Genomic DNA, 21,213 nt, shown 5'->3' with positions numbered 1-21,213 from the left:
CAACATAAAGCTTAGTTCAAACCTTTAAATTCAGCTTTACCGCGATAAATCGCTTGAGTCAATTCTTCAATACGAAGTAATTGATTGTATTTTGACACACGGTCAGAACGGCAAAGTGAACCAGTTTTGATTTGACCCGCAGCAGTACCAACAGCCAAGTCAGCAATAGTTGAATCTTCTGTTTCACCTGAACGGTGTGAAATAACAGTGCTGTAGCCATTAGCTTTTGCAAGGTAAATTGCATCTAGAGTTTCAGTCAAAGTACCAATCTGGTTGTACTTGATCAAAATTGAGTTTGCAACGTGCTGGTCAATACCACGTTGTAAAATCTTCGGATTAGTTACGAACAAGTCATCACCAACCAACTGGATTTTGTCACCCAAGATAGAAGTCAAGTAAGCCCAACCTTCCCAGTCAGATTCGTCTAAACCATCTTCAATTGAGATAATTGGGTACTGTTTAGCCAAGCCAGCAAGGTAGTCAGCAAACTGGTTGCTTGTAAATGCTTTGTTGCCTTCACCTGCAAGGATGTACTGGCCATCTTTGTAGAATTCTGAAGCTGCACAGTCAAGTGCCAACATGATGTCAGAACCAGCTTTATAACCTGTTTGTTCAATTGCTTGAAGAATTACAGTAATCGCTTCTTCGTTTGAACGAAGGTTTGGTGCAAAACCACCTTCATCACCTACAGCAGTATTCAAACCTTGCTTTTTCAATACAGATTTCAACGCATGGAAGATTTCTGCACCAGCACGTAAGCTTTCAGCAAATGATGTAAAGCCTACAGGCTCAATCATAAATTCTTGAATATCAACTGTATTATCTGCATGTGCGCCACCATTTAAGATGTTCATCATTGGCACAGGCATAGACAAAGTGGTTTGACCACGTAAGTTTGCGATATATTGGAACAATGGAAGTTTTTGTTCAGTTGCTGCTGCACGCGCTGCTGCTAGAGATACAGCCAATGTTGCATTCGCACCCAATTTTGCTTTGTTTTCAGTGCCATCAAGCGCGATCATTTGTTCATCAAGTGATTTTTGCTCAAATGTACTTTGACCAACAAGCAAATTGCGAATATCGTTATTCACATTTTGTACTGCGGTACGCACACCTTTACCTAAGTAACGTGATTTATCACCATCACGAAGTTCAAGTGCTTCACGAGAACCTGTTGAAGCGCCTGATGGTGCACATGCACGACCAACAACCCCAGAGTCTAAAATAACATCCGCTTCGATGGTTGGGTTACCACGAGAGTCCAAAATTTCGCGCGCACGAATGTCAACGATTTGGCTCATGAACAATTCCTCTGTTAATTAATAATCTAATGCTATTTTTGGCATTAGTGTGTGTCTAATTTTGCAAATCCTTTGACCAACGTATCCAGTTCCTTGAGCTGAGCCAAGAACGGTTCTAGTTGGGATAAACGCAACGCACATGGGCCGTCACATTTTGCTTCATCTGGATTTGGATGAGCTTCTAAAAATAAACCTGCTAGCCCTGTTGCCATACCTGCACGTGCAAGTGTGGTAATTTGAGCACGGCGACCACCTGCTGAGTCTGCTCGCCCACCTGGTGTCTGTAATGCGTGAGTCACATCAAAGAACACAGGAACATTCATGGCTTTCATGGTATCGAAGCCAAGCATGTCAACTACAAGGTTGTTATAACCAAATGCAGAACCACGCTCACATAAAATCAACTTGTCATTGCCTGCTTCCAGACATTTATTCAAGATATGACGCATTTCATGTGGAGCTAAAAACTGTGCTTTTTTAATGTTAATAATGGCATTGGTTTTTGCCATTGCTTCAACAAGGTCAGTCTGGCGGCTTAAGAAAGCAGGAAGTTGAATAATATCTGCAACTTCAGCCGCAGGTGCAGCCTGATACGGCTCATGCACATCGGTAATGATTGGCACATTGAACTGTTTTTTAATGTCAGCCAGCCATTCCAGACCTTTTTCTAAACCAGGACCACGAAACGAATACAAACTCGAACGATTGGCTTTATCAAAACTGGCTTTAAAGACATACGGAATGTCTAAACGCTTACAAATATCGATATACGTTTCTGCAATCTCAAATGCAAGATCTTTAGACTCTAGTACATTCATGCCGCCGAATAGTACAAATGGCAAATGATTTGCCATTTGTATATCGCCTAAACGTACAATCTCTTGTGGTTTTAATTGTGACATTTAAACTTTCCAAAACTGGAGTAATTTAGTTTTTGCTTTGTTGATACTGTTTTTTCGCGGCATCAATAAAGCTGGCAAATAACGGATGTCCATCACGTGGTGAGCTGGTAAATTCTGGATGGAACTGCACCGCAATAAACCAAGGGTGAGCAGGAATTTCTACCGTTTCAACCAAATGCTGTGCAACTGAATAACCAGAAATTTTCATGCCTGCTGCTTCAAGCGGTGCAATAAAACGGTCATTCATTTCATAGCGGTGACGGTGACGCTCTGTGATCTCAGCTTTACCATACACTTCACGTGTTTTAGTCCCTGCAACCAGTTCAGATTTTTGCGCACCCAAACGCATGGTGCCGCCCAAATCAGACTCAACACTACGTTGTTGCAGTTCGCCGCGCTCATCTAACCATTCGGTAATTAAGCCGATCAATGGATATTTTGTAGCACGATTGAATTCTGTAGATGTTGCCTCTGGCAAACCTGCAACATGGCGTGCATATTCGATCACGGCAAGCTGCATCCCCAAGCAAATCCCCAAGAATGGAACTTGGTTTTCACGGGCATACTGAATGGCTTTCATTTTGCCTTCAGTACCACGCTCACCAAAACCACCTGGAACCAAGATTGCATCAGCATCTTTCAGTTCAGCAGCAACATCTTTAGATTCAAGTGCTTCAGCATCAACATAGTCGATTTGCACTTTCACGCGGTTTTGAATACCAGCATGTAGCAATGCTTCATTGACAGACTTATAAGCATCTGGCAGTTCAACATATTTGCCGACCATCGCAACACGCACAGTGTACTCTGGGTTAAACAATGCTTCACACACTTGATCCCAATCGGTCAAATCTGCTTCTGGCAAATCATTGTAACCAAAACGCTCACAGATCAAATCGTCAACGTTTTGCTCATAGAAATTACGCGGAATCTGATAAATGGTTTTTGCATCTTTACAAACGACAACTGCACGTGCTTCTACATTGGTAAATAGTGCAATTTTGCGTTTAGTGTCTGCATCGACATCATGTTCGGTACGACAGATCAAAATATCTGGCTGAATACCAATTGAAAGCAATTCTTTTACAGAATGCTGAGTTGGTTTGGTTTTTAATTCAGCCGCAGATTTGATGTATGGCAATAACGTCAGATGCATGAGCATGCTGCGTTTGTGTCCAAGTTCAACCAACAACTGACGAACAGACTCCATAAATGGAAGTGACTCGATATCCCCGACTGTGCCACCGATTTCAACGATAGCCACATCGTAGCCTTCGCCTGCACGAAGTACACGTTCTTTAATATTGTCCGTAATATGTGGGATAACCTGTACCGTACCGCCAAGATAATCACCACGACGTTCTTTGTTAAGGACGTCTTGATACACTCGACCACTGGTAAAGTTATTGAGTTTGGTCATTTTCGCACGACGTAAGAAACGTTCGTAATAACCCAAGTCTAAGTCTGTTTCGGCCCCATCTTCAGTTACGAAGACTTCACCGTGTTGGAAAGGACTCATTGTCCCTGGATCGACATTAATATATGGATCCATTTTCACCATGGTTACTTTTAAACCACGAGCTTCTAAAAGTGCAGCAACTGAAGCGGCTGAAATACCTTTACCTAGTGATGATACCACACCACCAGTAACGAAAATAAAATGGGTCATTCGGTTTCTCGTACAATCAAGCCTAAATCGGCATGCAATGCTGGGCAATTTTACTTTACTCTGGCCCTATAAAGCAAAGTCATTCCACAGGTATTCACATAACAAATTACAATTGTCTATTTTACCATCAAATTCGATGCAATATGGTGACATATCTGTACATTTGCAATCGATTTTTTATTGCTATAATGGCGTATCTTTGTTTAAGTCAATTTTGTTACGTGATGAATAAGAAATTTATTATCTGTGGTGCAATCGCAGCAGGTTTACTCCTTGCGGCATGTTCGTCTAAAAAAGAAGAAGCGCATCCTGATGAGCAGCAAGCTCAATCTGAGCAAACGAACAATCCTGCTTCAGAGCAATTCCATTCAATTAATGAAAATAGCAATACGCCTGCTTCAGATGTTGAACCACCTGCACCGCCAGCCAAAAAAGTTGTGAAAATTCAGCGTGAAGAAACTGAAAACACATCAACAGAAATTCGCAGCGAAGTGAAAGATGCCGATACAGCGGCACCAACAACAAATAGTTCAACCAGTTCAACAACTGGCGGTACGACAGGTTCAAGCAATAACAACAGCACGAGCAACAGCCAAGTCGTGACTGAGAAAAAACCAGAATCAAGCAAAAAAGCACGTTTGAGCGAAGATGATGCTGTTGCCGCTGCAATTGCTGCAGCCAAACCTGCACTCAGTAACTAATTAACTCAATCTGAATAATAAAAAAACCAGCAAGAATGCTGGTTTTTTTATTACAGGGTTTTTAAATTGTGGCGGCCAATTCTGCACCTTGTCGAATCGCGCGTTTGGCATCGAGTTCACCCGCCTCTTTTGCTCCGCCAATCAAATGTACAGATTGACCCTGTGCCAGCAATTCATCATACATTGCAGTATACGATTGCTGCCCTGCACAAATCACAACATGGTCAACTTCCAGTAATTTATGCTGTTCATTCACAATAATGTGTAAACCCTGATCATCAATTTTTTCGTAACTGACCCCAGACAACATATGCACATTACGGTGTTTTAAACCCATGCGGTGAATCCAACCTGTGGTTTTACCCAACTGCGCGCCAATCGCACTATTTTTCCGCTGCAATAAAAATACTTCTCGGGCAGCCGATTCAGGGCGGGCTGCTTTTAAACCGCCTGTATGTTCATAGGCTGGATCAATGCCCCATTCATCATAAAATTTTTCTGGCACAATACTGGCACTGGTTCCTGACTGGGTTAGAAATTCTGCGGTATCAAACCCGATACCACCAGCGCCGATAATTGCTACACGCTGCCCTACAGGTTGCCGTTGTTTTAATACCTGCAAGTAATTCAGCACCTTCGGATGATCAATCCCGTCTATTTCTAATTGTCTTGGCGTTACACCTGTGGCCACAACGATCTCATCATAATTTGCCTGTAACAGTGTTTCAGTACTTACCCGCTGACTCAGATTGACATTAATCTGTGTAGCATATAGCTCTATTTGACGTTGAAAATAGCGTAGGGTTTCATAAAATTCTTCTTTGCCAGGAATGGTTTTAGCAATATTAAACTGCCCGCCGATTTTATCGTCAGCATCAAAAAGATCGATCTGATGTCCACGCTGCGCCGCATAAATGGCGAAACTCAAGCCCGCAGGTCCAGCCCCAACTACGGCGATTCTTTTTTTCTGGGTGGCTTCTTTAAAAATCAGTTCAGTTTCATAGCATGCACGTGGATTGACCAAACAAGATGCTATTTTCATAGAAAAAATCTGGTCTAGACACGCCTGATTGCAGGCAATACAGGTATTGATTTCATCCGAACGACCTTCACTGGCTTTTAGTACAAATTCAGGGTCTGCGAGCATTGGGCGTGCCATAGACACCATATCGGCATGTCCAGAAGCAAGAACATGCTCTGCCATTTCAGGAGTATTGATACGGTTGGATGTAATCAGTGGGATAGTGACCTGACCTTTGAGCTTTTGCGTCACCCAGGTAAATGCGGCACGTGGCACTTTGGTGGCAATGGTCGGAATGCGTGCTTCATGCCAACCAATCCCTGTATTTAAAATGGTTGCACCTGCCTGCTCAATTTTTTTAGCAAGGTCAATCACTTCAGCGAGGTTAGAGCCACCTTCAACCAAATCCAGCATCGACAACCGATAAATAATAATAAACTGCTCGCCAACTGCCTCGCGGGTACGGCGCACAATCTCTATCGCAAGGCGAATACGGTTTTCATAAGTGCCTCCCCATTCATCACTGCGATGGTTGGTTCGTGCTGCAATGAATTCGTTGATGAGATACCCTTCCGAACCCATGATTTCCACACCGTCATAGCCTGCATACTGTGCAAGCTCAGCACAATGTACAAAGTCGGCAATGGTCTGTTCGATTTCATCCACACTTAATGCATGTGGTTTTACAGGATTAATCGGGGCTTGTATGGGTGAAGGTGCGACAATATTGGGCTGATAAGAATAACGCCCCGTATGTAAAATCTGCATGGCAATTTTGCCGCCTGCTTCATGCACCGCTTGGGTAATTTGCCGATGTTTCTCGGCTTCTTCATGCGTGTCGAGCTTTGACCCACCTAAAAAAGTCACGCCTGCGGCATTGGGGGCTATACCACCTGTCACAATTAGCCCCACGCCACCACGGGCACGTTCAGCATAAAAGGCGGCCATACGAGCATAGCCTTGCGGCGCTTCTTCTAATCCCACGTGCATTGAACCCATCAATACGCGGTTTTTTAATGTAGTAAAACCCAAATCCAAAGGGGCAAGTAAATGAGGATAAGTCGACATTTCGAACTCCTGCGAGCATCATGCTGGCGTTATTATGCAATTTGTTGCATTTAGTTATAGTCAAGTTTCTTTTTCAATGCAACTTGTTGCATAATCTATTCAGTCATTTTTTGTTTATCTTGTCACGATTATGTCACTTTCCCATGTTTTATTGACCAGTTTACTAGAAAAGCCGAGTACAGGTTTTGAGTTGGCACGGCGCTTTGATCGCTCCATGGGCTATTTCTGGAGTGCCACCCATCAACAGATTTATCGGGAACTGGGGCACATGCTCAGTAAAGGCTGGCTTTCAACCTTGGAAGATGAAGCACAACCTTCCCGAAAAAAGATTTATCAGGTTGAGCAACTTGGACGAATGGAACTGGCAGAATGGTTAAGCAAGCAAAGCGCTCCTGCCCAGTTACGTGAAGATTTGATGGTACGTCTGCGCGCAGAAGCTCAACTCGGTGGTAATTTGATTTTACCTGAGTTACAGCGCCATTTAGAGCTACATCAGCAGACACTTGCTATTTATCAAAATATTTATCAGAAAGATTTTGCAGATGAGCAGCCGTTACAACGTACCCTCTATATTCACAAAATGATTCTAGAATTGGGCATACAACTTGAGCTGGAATGGATTAAATGGTTACAACAAATTATTCCCGTCTTAGAAACATTTCAAGATTAAGGTGAACTATGCCGTTTTATGTCATGCGCGACCAGCAAACGCTGTTTGTACGCGAGTTTGGGCAAGGGCAACAACCCGTTTTAGTGCTTTCAGGTTTGGGCATGAAAAGCTGGCAATGGCTGCCTTTTTTGTATCCGCAGCGTAAAAATTTCCGGTTTATTATTCCTGACTGGCGTGGCTTTGGACATTCTCGGCACTGTGAAATTCCTCAAGGCTTAGATGCCATTTCCAGTCACTGGCAAGATTTAAGTGATGTGATTCAGCATAAACGCCTTGAAAAATTTATCGTGATTGCATACTCGATGGGCGCAACCACTGCCATGCATGGTATGGCGTATGGTGGATTGCAACAACATATTCAAGCCTATTTGCATATTGACCAAAGCCCTAAAATTGCCGTTGATGCCACATGGTCATACGGGTTGTTTTCCGAACAGCAACAACAATTTAAGCAGCATTTGCAACAGTTATCGCAATTACTGCAAACCTATCTGCCACACCGTTATATTCATGAACTGTCGAGCCATGAACGCTTTCATCTGATTGATGTCTGGTATGAGTTACTGGAATTTCAGAACAGCAATGATCTGTTTCCACTACTTTTTAAAGCCGCCCAGCGTCATCATGTATTGCAGCAAATTGTTTTACCAATACAACGCCTTGACTATTTGGCGTGGTATGCCAATACCTATTTGCAGCACGATCACGACTATCGGCATGCTTTACAGCAACTGAGCTGTCCAAGTACATTTTTTATGGGCGTACAATCTAAACTCTATCCAATTGAAGGACAGCGTCTGATTGCTGAAAACATGCAACAAGCTCACTGCGTTGAATTTGCCAATTCGGGACACACGCCCCTGATTTCTGAACCGAAAAAATTTGCACAGGCGTTAGGGCAGTTTTTACAGCGACATCATTTATCTTCAGGAAGCTAGCATGCAAAAACTGGTGGTATTTTCAGGCGCGGGCATGAGTGCTGAAAGCGGTATTCATACTTTCCGTGACAGTAACGGGCTTTGGGAAAACCATGCGATTGAAGATGTTGCCACACCTGAAGCATGGGCACGCCAGCCCGAACTGGTACAGCGCTTTTATAATGAGCGGCGCAAACAAATTTTGGCGGCACAGCCTAACCTCGCGCATCAGTTGATTGCACGCCTGCAAGTCTATTTTGATGTTAGCGTGATCACGCAAAATATTGATGATTTGCATGAACGAGCCGGTAACCTCAAGGTGACGCATTTACATGGCAATATTCGGTTTGCCAAAAGTTCTGCACCCAATCACGCAGCATATCCTGAAAAATATTACCCAATAGAAGGCTGGGAACTTTGCCTAGACCGAGATTTTGCAGATGATGGTTCACCACTACGTCCGCATGTAGTGTGGTTCGGTGAAGCTGTGCCTGAATATGCGATTGCCCAGCAGATTGTGAGGCAAGCCGATATTTTTATTGTGATTGGTTCAACTTTAGTGGTTTACCCTGTGGCAGGTCTGGTTCATGAAATTCCCAAACATTGTCAGGCATTTTATATTGACCCTAAAGCTAGTCATGCTGCTGTCCCAACACAATATACTTTACTCAATACCACTGCGACTCAAGGCATGATGCAATTATTTACCCAACTGATTGCTTCTTCATCAGATATTTAAGTGATTCAATATAGCCCTGATGATCGTAAAATTGCTGCGCACAAATACAGCATTCAACACAGTACAGCTTACAACATCATTAAAATGAAAATAAAAACGACCACTTTGCCCTGATCATATTCAGCCATAAAACAACATCTATGTGAGCTTTGTATGATCTGTCGAATAAAATTGGTAGTGCTGAGATCATCTCTAAGTATTCAAAATATAAGATGTTCTCAATATCTTTAATTTTTACAGCACATATTGTTAGCATAAAAAAGCCATCCGAAGATGGCTCACATTTTTTCAATTCAACTTAACCGGCTTGTATAAATTCTTCATCGGGTACAACCACGATTTCCGAGACTAAGTTCTCAAACTTAAAGATTTCATCTAACTGTTCTTGAGTCAATAAGCCACGCTCAAGTACCACTTCGGGAATAGTTTTATTTTCAGCAATGCATTGTTTACCAATTTCATCACATAAACCATGCCCCAAAATCGGATCAAGCAAGGTCACAATTCCGACGCTGCGCATGACCGAATCACGGCAAACTTGTTCATTGGCTCGAATACCCTGAATACATTTTTCATCCAGTGTTCGTACCGCTTGGGTTAACAGTGAAATTGATTCCTGAATAGAATAGGCAATCACAGGCTCCATGGCATTGAGCTGTAACTGTCCTGCTTCTGCGGCAAAGGTAATGGTCAAATCATTACCAATGACTTTAAAAGCAATCTGATTGACCACTTCAGGAATTACAGGGTTAATTTTGGCAGGCATAATCGATGAACCTGCCTGCATCTCTGGAAGTTGAATTTCACCAAAACCAGCACGCGGCCCAGAACTCAGTAACCGTAGATCATTACAAATTTTGCTGAGCTTAACCGCCAAGCGTTTCAGTGTGCTCGACAACAAAATAAATACACCGCAATCACTGGTTGCCTCGACATAATCCTCACTGGTCTTGACGCTTAAACCTGTAACCTGTTGCAAATATCGAGTGACCCGTTTGGCATGTCCAGATACGGTATTAATCCCCGTACCAATTGCAGTTGCACCCAAATTAATTTCCAACAACAATTCACGTGTGGTCTTAATCAGTCGTACGTCTTCTTTTAATAACGTCGCGAATGCATGAAACTCTTGCCCCAAAGTCATCGGCACTGCGTCTTGCAATTGGGTACGTCCCATTTTCAAGACCGTTTTAAACTCGAGCGCTTTATTTTCCAAAGAAGCGATCAAGTGCTGCATCTGCTCAAAAAGTGGATCGAGCATGCTGTAAGTTGCCAAACGTAGCGCGGTTGGGTAAACGTCATTGGTCGACTGGGATTTATTGACATGATCATTAGGATGCAAAATATCGTATTGACCTTTACGATACCCCAGCATTTCCAGTGCAATATTGGCAATCACTTCATTCATGTTCATATTGATTGAAGTGCCCGCTCCGCCCTGATATACATCCAGCGGGAACTCTTTATGCCAGTGTTCTGGATTTTGAATAATCAGATCACATGCACCTTGTATCGCATGGCTGATTTGCTCGCTGATTTTTCCCACTTCTAAATTGGCTTGTGCCGAGGCTTTTTTTACCTGTGCCAACGCACATAAAAAATAAGGCTGCTGCCCGATATTCAATGATGAAATCTTGAAATTTTCCAGTGCGCGCATGGTATGAATACCATAGTAACAATGGGTAGGTACTTCTTTGATTCCTAATAAATCTTTTTCTAATCGATTGGCTTGAACGCGATCCATGTTAAACCCTTAAACAAAATAATGCACTTCAACTGTGCAAAATCTAGCTTAATCAAAATTGTTCAATATCGCGTTAGCCAAATTGCTATTTCTTGGTATTTTTTATCTCAGGAATGTAACTTTTAGCCAATTAATCACCACACAATCTTATTTTTTAATCAGATAAGTCATCAGGCAAGATCATGGAACAATCTGATAGTTATCAAAATTTAATCAATTTATATTCAATTAGTCATAAAATATTTGGACTTTATGCTTTTCACTTTGTACCAATAAGTCAAATTCATCTAAACTACGGCATCTGCTTTGAACTCGATTACACCGTAATTCGAAGAGTTGATGTTTTATGGCAGTACACTTGCCTCATAGAACACTCCCCAACTCGCGATATCAATAGCAAATCTAACCGCTTTTTATTCATTTTGATGAATCTTTAGCCTCTACTGTTTCATCATTATTTTTAAATTTCCCTCTAAAAAGCCTCCGATTATCGTGAATTATTCAGTAATTATTTTGTCATTACAGAGTTCATTCACATGTTGGTTCACAACACTCGAACCGTTTTTTAGACAGGATGATCTATGAACTACACGAATCCGACCGTTATCACTTTTGTTTTATATATTGTCGCTATGGTTTGTATTGGCCTGTATGCTTACCGTGCGACACGCGACTTTTCCGACTATATTCTCGGAGGTCGTAGTTTAGGCAGTTTTGTGACTGCCTTATCTGCAGGTGCATCCGATATGAGTGGCTGGTTACTCATGGGATTACCTGGCGCAATTTATGCAACAGGTCTATCTGAAGCATGGATTGCGATTGGTTTAACCATTGGCGCTTGGCTCAACTGGCAGTTTGTCGCAGGGCGCTTACGGGTACACACTGAAATCCAAAATAATGCCCTGACCTTACCTGATTATTTCACCAACCGCTTCAATGATACAAAACGTGTACTGCGTATTGTCTCTGCTCTCACCATTTTGATCTTTTTCTCTATTTACTGTGCTTCAGGCATGGTGGCTGGTGCACGTTTATTTGAAACGATTTTCCATATGGACTACAGCACCGCGCTTTGGGTGAGTGCACTCGCAACGATTAGCTACGTATGTATTGGTGGTTTCTTGGCGATTAGCTGGACGGACACATTCCAAGCTGCAATGATGCTGTTTGCATTGTTCTTGACACCTGTATTTACCTATCTGGCGATTGGTGATGGTCAAGTACAATTCTCTCAACTCATTGAAACTGCTCGTCCACATGCTTACGACATGTTTTCAAATTTGTCTAAAATTGCCATTATTTCATCAATGGCATGGGGCTTAGGCTATTTTGGACAACCGCATATTTTAGTCCGCTTCATGGCTGCAGACTCAATGAAATCGATCCCTGCTGCGCGCCGTATTGGCATGTCATGGATGATTTTATGCCTTTCTGGTGCAGTTGGTGCTGGCTTCTTTGGAATTGCATTTTTCCAAGCCCATCCTGATTTGTCAGGCAAGGTCAGTAGCAACTCTGAACTGGTATTTATGCAACTAACACAAATTCTGTTTAACCCTTGGGTTGCGGGAATTGTCATGGCGGGGATTTTATCTGCGGTCATGAGTACGTTGAGTTGTCAGCTCCTAGTCTGTTCAACCACACTCACCGAAGACTTTTATAAAGCATTTATTCGTAAAAATGCTTCTCAAAAAGAACTGGTTTGGGTTGGTCGTTTAATGGTGCTTGCCATCGCCACCTTTGCGATTGTGTTAGCAAGCAACCCTGACAGCAAAGTTTTAGGCTTGGTTGCCTATGCTTGGGCAGGTTTTGGGGCTGCATTCGGCCCATTAATTATTTTGTCGTTGCTGTGGAAACGCATGACTTTAAGTGGTGCTATTGCAGGGATGGTAGTCGGTGCAGTGACGGTAATTCTCTGGAAAAATGTGTTTGCCTCAACAGGCTTATATGAAATTGTTCCAGGCTTCATTTTGGCAATGCTCGCCATTATTGTGGTCAGTTTAATCAGCAAAGCACCGACACGTGACATGCTTGAACGCTTTGAACAAGCCGATGAAATTTATCATCGCGAACATTAATTGATTTGTTTCAGGCCACCAAAAAGGCATGCTTTAGCATGCCTTTTTTATTTCTTACTTTGTAATTTAATTTGTGTAGTTTCCTTCACCACCTGCATGACAGGATAACTACGGGTTTCCTTCACGCCTGGCAAATGCCAGAGTACCTGCCCTGCTATACGGCGAAATTCGTCCATGTTTTGACTACGGATTTTCACGACAAAATCAAAGCCACCACTGGTCATGTGACATTCTAGAATTTCAGGGTACTGCTGCACCGCATCAATAAAATCTTCCAGTACGTGTGGCGTGGTTTTATCCAATAAAATTTCAACGAATACCAAAAAACCTGCGTGTAATTTCTCAGGATTGAGATGTGCGTAATAACCCGAAATAAAATTTTCTTTATTGAGTTTCTGTACGCGTGCCATCACGGCTGTTGGCGACAGGTTGACTGCTTCTGCCAATTTAATATTGGAAATTCGCCCATCTTTTTGCAACAAATCCAGAATTTTGAGGTCTGTACGGTCAAGGCTAAAAAAAGCATCTGACATATGAATTATTCTCTAAAAATAACCCGAATTATAGTGAGTTATTCGGTAATTATTTTGCAATTATAGATTTAATCCACCTCTGGTTCAATTTTTTTAGCAACGGGACACGCGCCATGATGGAAACTGAAAAGGTCACTGCAACTCAATCGACCACTGTTACTGATATCACTCTTTTTGACGAAAAAAATAACTTCGAAAACAAGATTAATCAGGCATGGCGCCGTCCTGAACCTGAAGCGGTTCAGCAACTTTTACAATTCGCCAAACTTCCAAGCGAACTGGACAAAAAGATTTATGAACTGGCGTTTCGTTTGTCCAGCGGTTTACGTGAGCGTAAAGCGTCTGCGGGTAAAGCAGGCATTGTGCAGGGCTTGTTGCAAGAGTTTTCATTGTCTTCTCACGAAGGTGTGGCATTGATGTGTTTGGCAGAAGCACTGCTGCGGATTCCAGATACAGCAACTCGTGACTTGCTCATCCGCGACAAAATCAATCAGGGCAACTGGAAAGAACATGTGGGGCAAAGTAGCCTGATGTTTGTCAATGCCGCAGCATGGGGTCTGATGCTAACTGGCAAAATCATGCAGCCACAAAGCGGCATGAGTTTATCGGGTGTTTTAACGGGAATTTTGGCACGCAGTGGGCGTGGCATTATTCGTAAAGCAGTTGATGTTGCTATGCGCATGATGGGCGAACAGTTTGTGACAGGTGAAACCATTGAAGCAGCGTTGAATCATGCCAAAACTTTAGAAGCCAAAGGTTTCCGTTACTCATACGACATGCTGGGTGAGGCGGCATTTACTGAGCGTGATGCTGACCGTTATATGCAGGATTATGTCTCTGCGATTCATGCGATTGGTAAAGCAACAACTGATAAAGATGTTTATACAGGCGCAGGGATTTCAATTAAATTATCTGCGATTCACCCGCGCTACCAACGTGCGCAACATGATCGTGTACATACAGAGCTGTATAACCGTGTTTTAGAATTGGCTCGCTTAGCCAAGCAATACAATATCGGATTAAATATTGATGCTGAAGAAACCGACCGCCTTGAACTGTCTCTAGAATTGCTTGAGCGTTTATGCTTTGAGCCTGACTTGGCAGACTGGAAAGGCATTGGTTTTGTGATTCAGGCTTACCAAAAACGCTGCTTCTTCGTAGTGGACTACATTATTGATTTGGCAAAACGCAGCAAAAAACGTCTGATGATTCGTCTGGTGAAAGGCGCGTACTGGGACAGTGAAATCAAAAAAGCCCAAATTGATGGCATGAGCGACTACCCTGTTTATACTCGTAAAGTGCATACTGACTTGTCGTATATTGCCTGTGCGAAAAAATTACTGGCTGAGCCTGAATTTATTTATCCGCAATTTGCCAGCCACAATGCGCAAACCTTGGCAACGATTTACAACCTTGCCAACCCAGAAAAATACTACGAAGGTCAGTACGAATTCCAATGTCTTCACGGCATGGGCGAACCACTGTATGAAAATGTTGTCGGCTCGAAAGCGGAAGGTAAACTCGGTGTGCCATGTCGTATTTATGCGCCTGTGGGTACGCATGAAACCCTGCTCGCGTATTTGGTGCGTCGTTTACTGGAAAATGGTGCAAATACCTCTTTCGTCAACCGTATTGCGGATCAAAATCTGAAAATTGACGATCTGATTCAATCTCCAATCAAGGAAATTGAGCAAAATACCCAACATGACAAAACTGTGGGTTTGAAACATGCCTCAATCCCATTTCCAAAGAATTTGTATAGCCTAGACCGCGTCAATTCGAAAGGTTTTGACCTTGCCAATGACAGTTGTCTTGAAGAATTAAATGCGGTCGCCAAACAATTCGCGCAGCATCGATGGCACAGCCAAGCACTGGTTGCAGGACAACTTACTGAAACTCAGGGCAATAACCAAGTGGTGATTAACCCTGCCAACCATCGCGATGTGGTGGGTCATGTCAATGAAGCAACCGTTGAGCAAGTTGAACAAGCCTTGCAGCAAGCACAGTCTCAGCATAGTGCATGGCAAAATACCCCTATTGCGTTACGTGCTCAAGCGCTGGAACGTGCTGCCGACCTGATGGAAGAACGCCTACTGGAACTATTGGTCTTGCTTTGCCGTGAAAGTGGTAAAACCTATGCCAATGCAATTGCCGAAGTGCGTGAAGCAGTTGATTTCTTACGTTATTACGCAAAGCAGGCACAGCATTTCCCAAATCAAAAAGCCTTGCAAAGTCTGGGAACTATCTTGTGTATTAGCCCATGGAACTTCCCATTGGCCATCTTCACAGGGCAAATCGCTGCAGCGCTAGTGACAGGTAACTGCGTGATTGCCAAACCTGCTGAACAAACCCCGTTGGTTGCTTTCCAAGCAGTGAAAATGCTGCATGAAGCAGGTGTTCCACAAGCAGTTTTACAGTTCATGCCAGGTCAAGGTGAAACCATCGGTGCGAAACTCAGCCAAGATGCACGTATCAGCGGCATCATGTTCACGGGTTCAACTGAAGTTGCGAAAATCCTGCAAAAAACCGTAGCGCAGCGTTTAACCCAGCATGGTCAACCTGTGACTTTGATTGCTGAAACGGGTGGTCAAAATGCCATGATCGTCGATTCATCAGCACTGACCGAACAGGTGGTGTTTGATGCAGTGAACTCGGCATTTGACAGTGCAGGTCAACGCTGTTCGGCGCTACGTATTTTATGTGTGCAAGAAGATAATGCAAAAACGGTTTTAACCATGCTCAAAGGTGCAATGCAACAACTGCGCGTGGGCAATCCTTACTTACTCAAAACCGATATTGGTCCTGTGATTGATGCTGAAGCTCAGCAAAACATTCAGCGCCATATCAGCAAAATGCAAGGCAAAGGCTACCCTGTGCATCAATTGATGTTTGACCAAGCAGCGACTCAAGCCCAACTTGGGCAAGGCACATTCGTACCGCCAACCCTGATTGAGTTACCAAACCTCAATGACTTGGAGCGCGAGGTGTTTGGTCCAGTATTACACGTCGTGACTTATAAATACGGAGAGCTGGATGCCCTCATGCAGCAGATCAATGCCAAAGGATATGGTTTGACTATGGGCTTACATACCCGTATTGATGAGACCATTCAGAAAGTGGTTGATTCTGCACATGTTGGTAACCTGTACATTAATCGTAACATTGTCGGTGCAGTGGTTGGTGTGCAACCGTTTGGTGGCGAAGGCTTATCAGGTACAGGGCCAAAAGCAGGCGGCCCACTGTATTTGTATCGCCTCATGCAAAACCATGCATCAGCAGGCTTAACCACACCATTTGCAGTAAAAACCACATTGGTCGATCAAAATGCAACGGCAACACAAAACTATCAGGCATTTAAAGCATGGGCTACAAAAAACATCAGTGGGATCAACAGCAATGCTGTTCCAAACTTCATGGTCGATAAAATCTATGAATTGCAAGGTCCAACAGGTGAAAGTAACCAGTATGTGATTTTGCCGCGTGAAAGTGTGCTATCACTTGCGAGCACTGAACAGGAGCAAGTTTATCAACTGCTTGCCATTTTCGCAGTGAACTCAAAAGCGCTGCTAAAACGTGACAATGCTTTCTTTACCAAATATGCACAGTCATTGCCAAAAGCCATTTTGGATGCCATCAAACTCACCGATGACATTGCCAAAGCTGATTATGATGCTGTGCTGCATCACGGTTCAAAACAAGATTTGGAAGCATTGCAAAAAGTCATGGCGAGTCGCACAGGGGCAATTGTCAGCATTACTCACATGGCAAGCAACAGCGCTGACATTCCGCTCGAACGTCTGGTCATTGAACGTGCGATTAGCATTAACACCGCAGCCGCAGGCGGTAACGCTAGCCTGATGACCATGGCTGACTAAAAACTTTTCCTTCCTTATTTTCTGGCTCTCCCTTAGCACCTCTGTAACAGCTTCAATCGTTACAGAGGTTTTTTTCTTTTCACACAATTGCAGCGCAAAACTAGGCTAAAGCAGCCGAGTTTGTTAAGATTGCCGTTTTCGTTTAACGTGTATTTTTTTGTTCATGACCTCTGCATATCAACAACAACTGCAAGACAAAGTCGAGCGTATCCGCACCCAGTTTGCCGAATTCCAAACGCCAAATCTTGAAGTGTTCGATTCTCCCGAACAGCATTTTCGTATGCGTGCAGAATTTCGCATCTGGCATACCGACACGGATTTGTTTTATGCCATGTTTGAACGCAACACCGACAATAAAGAAAAACAAGTGGTACGTGTTGATAACTTCCCAATCGCAGCACAAAGCATTAATGATTTAATGCCTGTGTTGTTAAATGCACTCAAAGCACAACCTGAACTGCATCGCCGTTTATTTGAAGTCGACTTTCTGGCAACACTGAGCGGTGAAATGCTGGTGACACTGATCTATCATCGTAAACTCGATGAACAGTGGATTGCTGCGGCAAAAGCGCTGGAGCAACAACTGAATATTAAAATCATTGGTCGTAGCCGTGGGCAAAAACTGGTGCTGACCGATGACTTTGTGGTGGAACAACTAGAAATTGACGGTCGCAACTACTTTTATAAGCAAATTGAAGGTGGTTTTACCCAGCCCAATGCCAAAGTCTGTGAAAAAATGTTGCACTGGGCTTGTGATGTAGCAAATGATGCCTCAGGACATTTGCTTGAGTTGTACTGTGGTAACGGTAACTTCACCTTACCACTTTCACAAAAATTTGAGCGCGTACTGGCAACCGAACTGGCAAAATCTTCGGTCTATGCTGCCGAATGGAATATTGAAAAAAACCAGATTGAAAATATTCAGATTGCCCGTCTAGCTGCAGAAGAATTTACCCAAGCCTTTCATGGTGAACGTGAATTCCGTCGTTTACAGGAAGCACAAATCAACCTAGGCGAATATCAGTTCGATACCGTGTTTGTCGATCCACCACGTGCAGGAATTGACGATGCCACCTTACAGCTTTTACAGCAGTTTAAACGCATCATTTATATTTCATGTAACCCAGACACTTTACATGACAACCTGAAAACATTGAGCCAGACCCATCGTATTCAGCGTTTTGCCCTGTTTGATCAATTCCCATATACCCACCATGTTGAAAGTGGTGTGTTGCTGGAAAAGATTTAAAATTATCAGTATCAAATCCAATAAAAATTAAAGCCGATCAATGATCGGCTTTTTTTAACACAACATAATGAAAGAAGCCTTTTAAACTGATCTCACTGAAAATTTTTATTAAGGCTATTGAAAATCAATTAGGTACGAGGACGGAGTCTTACAGTTTTCAGCATATCTTAGGTCGAACCATCTGTCAGTTGCAAACTCGGTCAAATACCATCAATTCAATTAAACCATTGAAAAACAGCATCTTGTAAATTCAACCCTGGCCTCAAACATGCAACTGACACTTTCACGTATCCTATTTCTCTAGAGATTTTATATCTGACTCTTGTTATTTAGATACAATCTGCGATTCGCTTAATGCAGGCCCTTGAGTCAATTGGGGTTGCATCGATTTTCGGTTTAAGACCAGATTCAATAAAATTGCAGCAAAGGTTGCTGTCCCGATCCCGCCCAGATCAAACTGCCCGATATGCAATGAATAATTGCCTGTCCCCATAATGATGGTGATTGCAGCCACTAACATATTGCCATTTTGAGTAAGATCGACCTGATTGCTCATCCAAATCCGAGCACCTGCAATGGTAATCAGACCAAAAACCACAATTGATGCCCCACCTAAAATCGCAACGGGAATAGTACTGACTAACGTGCCAAATTTTGGTGACAAGCCCAGTAACATTGCAAACACACCTGCAATCACAAACACCAAGGTAGAATAAATGCGCGTCGCAGCCATCACCCCGATATTTTCTGCATAGGTGGTCATGCCTGTACCACCGATCGATGCAGACAACGCGGTACACAAACCATCTGCAAAAAAGGCACGTCCCATATACGGCGAGATATTTTGTCCCGTCATGCCACTTACGGCTTTAAAATGCCCTAAGTTTTCAGCAATCAGAATAATCGCCACAGGGGCAATCAACAGCATGGCATTTAAGCTAAATTCAGGATGATGAAAGGTTGGCAGACCAAACCATGCAGCATTGACAATCGGAGCAAAATCAATCGGTTTACCCAAACCCAGAACATTCGCCAAGACAAAATACAGCGCATACGACAACAACAGACCAACCAGTAACAGTAAGCGGCGCAACATCCCTTTGGTAAAAACCGCAATTCCCCCGATACACAGTACAGTGACTAGCGCCATCCATGTATCAAAGCTGTTGCCCGATACGCCTTTGATGGTTACGGGTGCAAGGTTTAAACCAATAATCATCACAATTGAACCCGTCACCACAGGCGGTAGCAAGTTTTCAATCCATACCGTGCCGATTTTCATCACCAGTAAACCAACCAACATATACACAATGCCGCAAGCAATAATTCCGCCGAGTGCCAGTGCAATGTGTGGATTCGCACCGACTCCGTTATAACCTGTCACCGCAGCCACCGCACCAATAAACGCAAAACTTGAACCCAAATAACTTGGGACGCGCCCACCTGTGATCAGGAAGAAAATAATCGTGCCGATGCCTGTAATCAGCATGGTCAGGCTTGGATCAAAACCCATCAACAACGGTGCAAGTACCGTCGCACCAAACATAGCGAAAGCATGCTGAATACCCAGCACAAGGGTTTGCCCTGCAGGTAGGTATTCATTAGTTGCAACAGGGGTTTGCTCTAGATTACCTCGATAAGGTCGCCATTGATTAAACCAACTTTCTTTCATAGTAATACTCCCTTGTTTATCAAGGTGTTGTCATGATTGATGACGTGTCAAATGATGATAGGCGCGATCAAAATAGATCAGCCCCTGCGCACCTGTATGATTGAGTTGTAAATCTTGTACTTCACAAAACAAAATGTCATGTGTGCCGATTGCCACGACTTGTCTAATTTTACAGTCAAACGCCACCACTGCATCAGTTAAAACAGGTGAACCTGTACTCAAAGAAGTCCATACCCCTTGAGCAAAGCGCTCTGGCATTGGCGTTTTGCCACCAAATACATTCGACAGTTGTGTATGTTGCTGTGCCAATGTATTCACACATAGCACTTGGTTTGACTGGAATACAGGATACACCGATGCGTTGCGGTTTAGGCACACCAATAGCGTCGGTGGGCTATCGGTTACACTACACACAGCTGAAGCGGTAAAACCTGCCCGACCTGCTTCACCATCGGTGGTGACAATATTTACGGCTGCCGCCAGATTACTCATGGCATTACGAAACTGTTGCTGGGTTGCATTTAACACTGTAGTTGTTTTAAGAACATTATTTTCTGCTGCTGTTTGTGCCATCATTTTATTCAATGCAGCAGCCGTTTGTGAACTCGGTTGTAAAATACTCATGGTTTGCTCCTTGCATACATCGCCGCCTTCCCCCTTCAAACAGGGGCAAATCGCTGCATGAAAAATTGATTAAAGATGTGCGACTGAAGCAATTTCAACCAAGGCTTCAGCTTTGACCAAACCACATTGAATACAATAACGTGCAGGCTTATCATTTGGGAAAAATTCAGCATAAGCCTGATTGATTGCTGCATAATCCGCCCAATCCTGAATAAAAATTGAGTTAAACGTCACATCATCCATACTGCCACCTGCGGTGGTGATCACCTTTTGAATAGTTTCAAGCACATAGCGGGTTTGCCCTGCAGCATCACTCACACAGACCACCTCGTTATTGGCATCAAGTGCTAACGTTCCCGACACATAGACAATATTATCGGCTTTGGTTGCAGGGACATACGGCGCAAGCGGTTTACTGGTTCCTTCAGGAATAATCACATTCTTTGGCATGGC

General features: G+C 43.3%; 16 protein-coding genes. 7 read left to right on the top strand and 9 right to left on the bottom strand.

Going from position 1 to position 21,213, the window contains the following annotated elements; all coding sequences use genetic code 11:
- Nucleotides 1–11: 11 nt before the first annotated feature.
- Genes eno through pyrG form a run of 3 tightly spaced genes read right to left on the bottom strand, consistent with a single transcriptional unit; the run spans nt 12 to nt 3,872 of the window.
- Complete coding sequence (gene eno / locus F975_RS06475; RefSeq protein ID WP_004751532.1) at nt 12–1,301, bottom strand: phosphopyruvate hydratase; 1,290 nt, start codon at nt 1,299–1,301, stop codon at nt 12–14.
- 44 nt (nt 1,302–1,345) lie between these two features.
- On the bottom strand, nt 1,346–2,203 hold the full coding sequence (gene kdsA, locus F975_RS06470) for a 3-deoxy-8-phosphooctulonate synthase (protein WP_004751530.1): 858 nt from the start codon (nt 2,201–2,203) through the stop codon (nt 1,346–1,348).
- Nucleotides 2,204–2,228: 25 nt separating this feature from the next.
- Entirely contained in the window at nt 2,229–3,872 is a 1,644-nt protein-coding gene (pyrG, locus tag F975_RS06465; RefSeq protein ID WP_004751528.1) for a CTP synthase, read from the bottom strand.
- Between the two features lie 224 nt (nt 3,873–4,096).
- Between pyrG and F975_RS06460 the strand changes: the two genes are divergently transcribed.
- Nucleotides 4,097–4,573, top strand: a complete 477-nt coding sequence (locus tag F975_RS06460; RefSeq protein ID WP_155757283.1) for a hypothetical protein — start codon at nt 4,097–4,099, stop codon at nt 4,571–4,573.
- A 61-nt stretch (nt 4,574–4,634) separates the two neighbouring features.
- Here F975_RS06460 and F975_RS06455 read toward each other — a convergent pair whose 3' ends face one another.
- Nucleotides 4,635–6,662 (bottom strand): NADPH-dependent 2,4-dienoyl-CoA reductase, encoded by a 2,028-nt coding sequence (locus F975_RS06455; protein ID WP_004751523.1) that lies wholly within the window; start codon nt 6,660–6,662, stop codon nt 4,635–4,637.
- A 130-nt stretch (nt 6,663–6,792) separates the two neighbouring features.
- Here F975_RS06455 and F975_RS06450 point away from each other — a divergent pair, with 130 nt between their 5' ends.
- From F975_RS06450 to F975_RS06440, 3 genes are read left to right on the top strand one after another with little or no spacing between them, the layout of a single operon-like run.
- A complete protein-coding gene (locus tag F975_RS06450; RefSeq protein ID WP_004751520.1) occupies nt 6,793–7,332 on the top strand; it encodes a PadR family transcriptional regulator in 540 nt (179 codons plus the stop codon).
- An 8-nt stretch (nt 7,333–7,340) separates the two neighbouring features.
- On the top strand, nt 7,341–8,270 hold the full coding sequence (locus tag F975_RS06445; protein WP_004751519.1) for an alpha/beta fold hydrolase: 930 nt from the start codon (nt 7,341–7,343) through the stop codon (nt 8,268–8,270).
- 1 nt (nt 8,271) lies between these two features.
- Nucleotides 8,272–8,988 carry an SIR2 family NAD-dependent protein deacylase gene (locus tag F975_RS06440; protein ID WP_004751517.1) on the top strand — a complete coding sequence of 239 codons (717 nt, stop codon included), beginning with the start codon at nt 8,272–8,274 and terminating at the stop codon, nt 8,986–8,988.
- 298 nt (nt 8,989–9,286) lie between these two features.
- On the opposite strand, the gene aspA is transcribed toward F975_RS06440, so the two are convergent.
- Nucleotides 9,287–10,732 carry an aspartate ammonia-lyase gene (gene aspA / locus F975_RS06435; protein ID WP_004751515.1) on the bottom strand — a complete coding sequence of 482 codons (1,446 nt, stop codon included), beginning with the start codon at nt 10,730–10,732 and terminating at the stop codon, nt 9,287–9,289.
- A gap of 581 nt (nt 10,733–11,313) precedes the next feature.
- Here aspA and putP point away from each other — a divergent pair.
- Complete coding sequence (putP, locus tag F975_RS06430; RefSeq protein WP_004751510.1) at nt 11,314–12,807, top strand: sodium/proline symporter PutP; 1,494 nt, start codon at nt 11,314–11,316, stop codon at nt 12,805–12,807.
- Nucleotides 12,808–12,854: 47 nt separating this feature from the next.
- Here the strand turns inward: putP and F975_RS06425 are convergent, their stop codons facing one another.
- Nucleotides 12,855–13,340, bottom strand: coding sequence for an Lrp/AsnC ligand binding domain-containing protein (locus F975_RS06425; protein WP_004751508.1), 486 nt, complete (start codon nt 13,338–13,340; stop codon nt 12,855–12,857).
- A gap of 116 nt (nt 13,341–13,456) precedes the next feature.
- On the opposite strand from F975_RS06425, the gene putA reads away from it, so the two are divergent.
- Both putA and trmA read left to right on the top strand, forming a co-directional pair.
- The gene (putA, locus tag F975_RS06420) at nt 13,457–17,215 is read left to right on the top strand and encodes a trifunctional transcriptional regulator/proline dehydrogenase/L-glutamate gamma-semialdehyde dehydrogenase (protein ID WP_034425820.1); all 3,759 of its coding nucleotides are present in this window, start codon (nt 13,457–13,459) and stop codon (nt 17,213–17,215) included.
- Between the two features lie 163 nt (nt 17,216–17,378).
- Nucleotides 17,379–18,464 carry a tRNA (uridine(54)-C5)-methyltransferase TrmA gene (gene trmA, locus F975_RS06415; protein WP_004751504.1) on the top strand — a complete coding sequence of 362 codons (1,086 nt, stop codon included), beginning with the start codon at nt 17,379–17,381 and terminating at the stop codon, nt 18,462–18,464.
- A 325-nt stretch (nt 18,465–18,789) separates the two neighbouring features.
- On the opposite strand, the gene F975_RS06410 is transcribed toward trmA, so the two are convergent.
- The 3 genes from F975_RS06410 to rutC form a co-directional block, all read right to left on the bottom strand.
- Nucleotides 18,790–20,136 carry a solute carrier family 23 protein gene (locus F975_RS06410; protein WP_004751502.1) on the bottom strand — a complete coding sequence of 449 codons (1,347 nt, stop codon included), beginning with the start codon at nt 20,134–20,136 and terminating at the stop codon, nt 18,790–18,792.
- A 30-nt stretch (nt 20,137–20,166) separates the two neighbouring features.
- Nucleotides 20,167–20,760, bottom strand: a complete 594-nt coding sequence (gene rutF / locus F975_RS06405) for an NADH-dependent FMN reductase RutF (protein ID WP_004751500.1) — start codon at nt 20,758–20,760, stop codon at nt 20,167–20,169.
- 69 nt (nt 20,761–20,829) lie between these two features.
- Nucleotides 20,830–21,210 (bottom strand): pyrimidine utilization protein C, encoded by a 381-nt coding sequence (rutC, locus tag F975_RS06400; RefSeq protein WP_004751498.1) that lies wholly within the window; start codon nt 21,208–21,210, stop codon nt 20,830–20,832.
- Nucleotides 21,211–21,213: the final 3 nt, after the last annotated feature.

Origin of the sequence: Acinetobacter brisouisimilis, from assembly GCF_000368265.1 — a bacterium.
Taxonomy (GTDB): Bacteria; Pseudomonadota; Gammaproteobacteria; order Pseudomonadales; family Moraxellaceae; genus Acinetobacter.
This window is presented reverse-complemented; position numbering and strand designations above follow the sequence as displayed.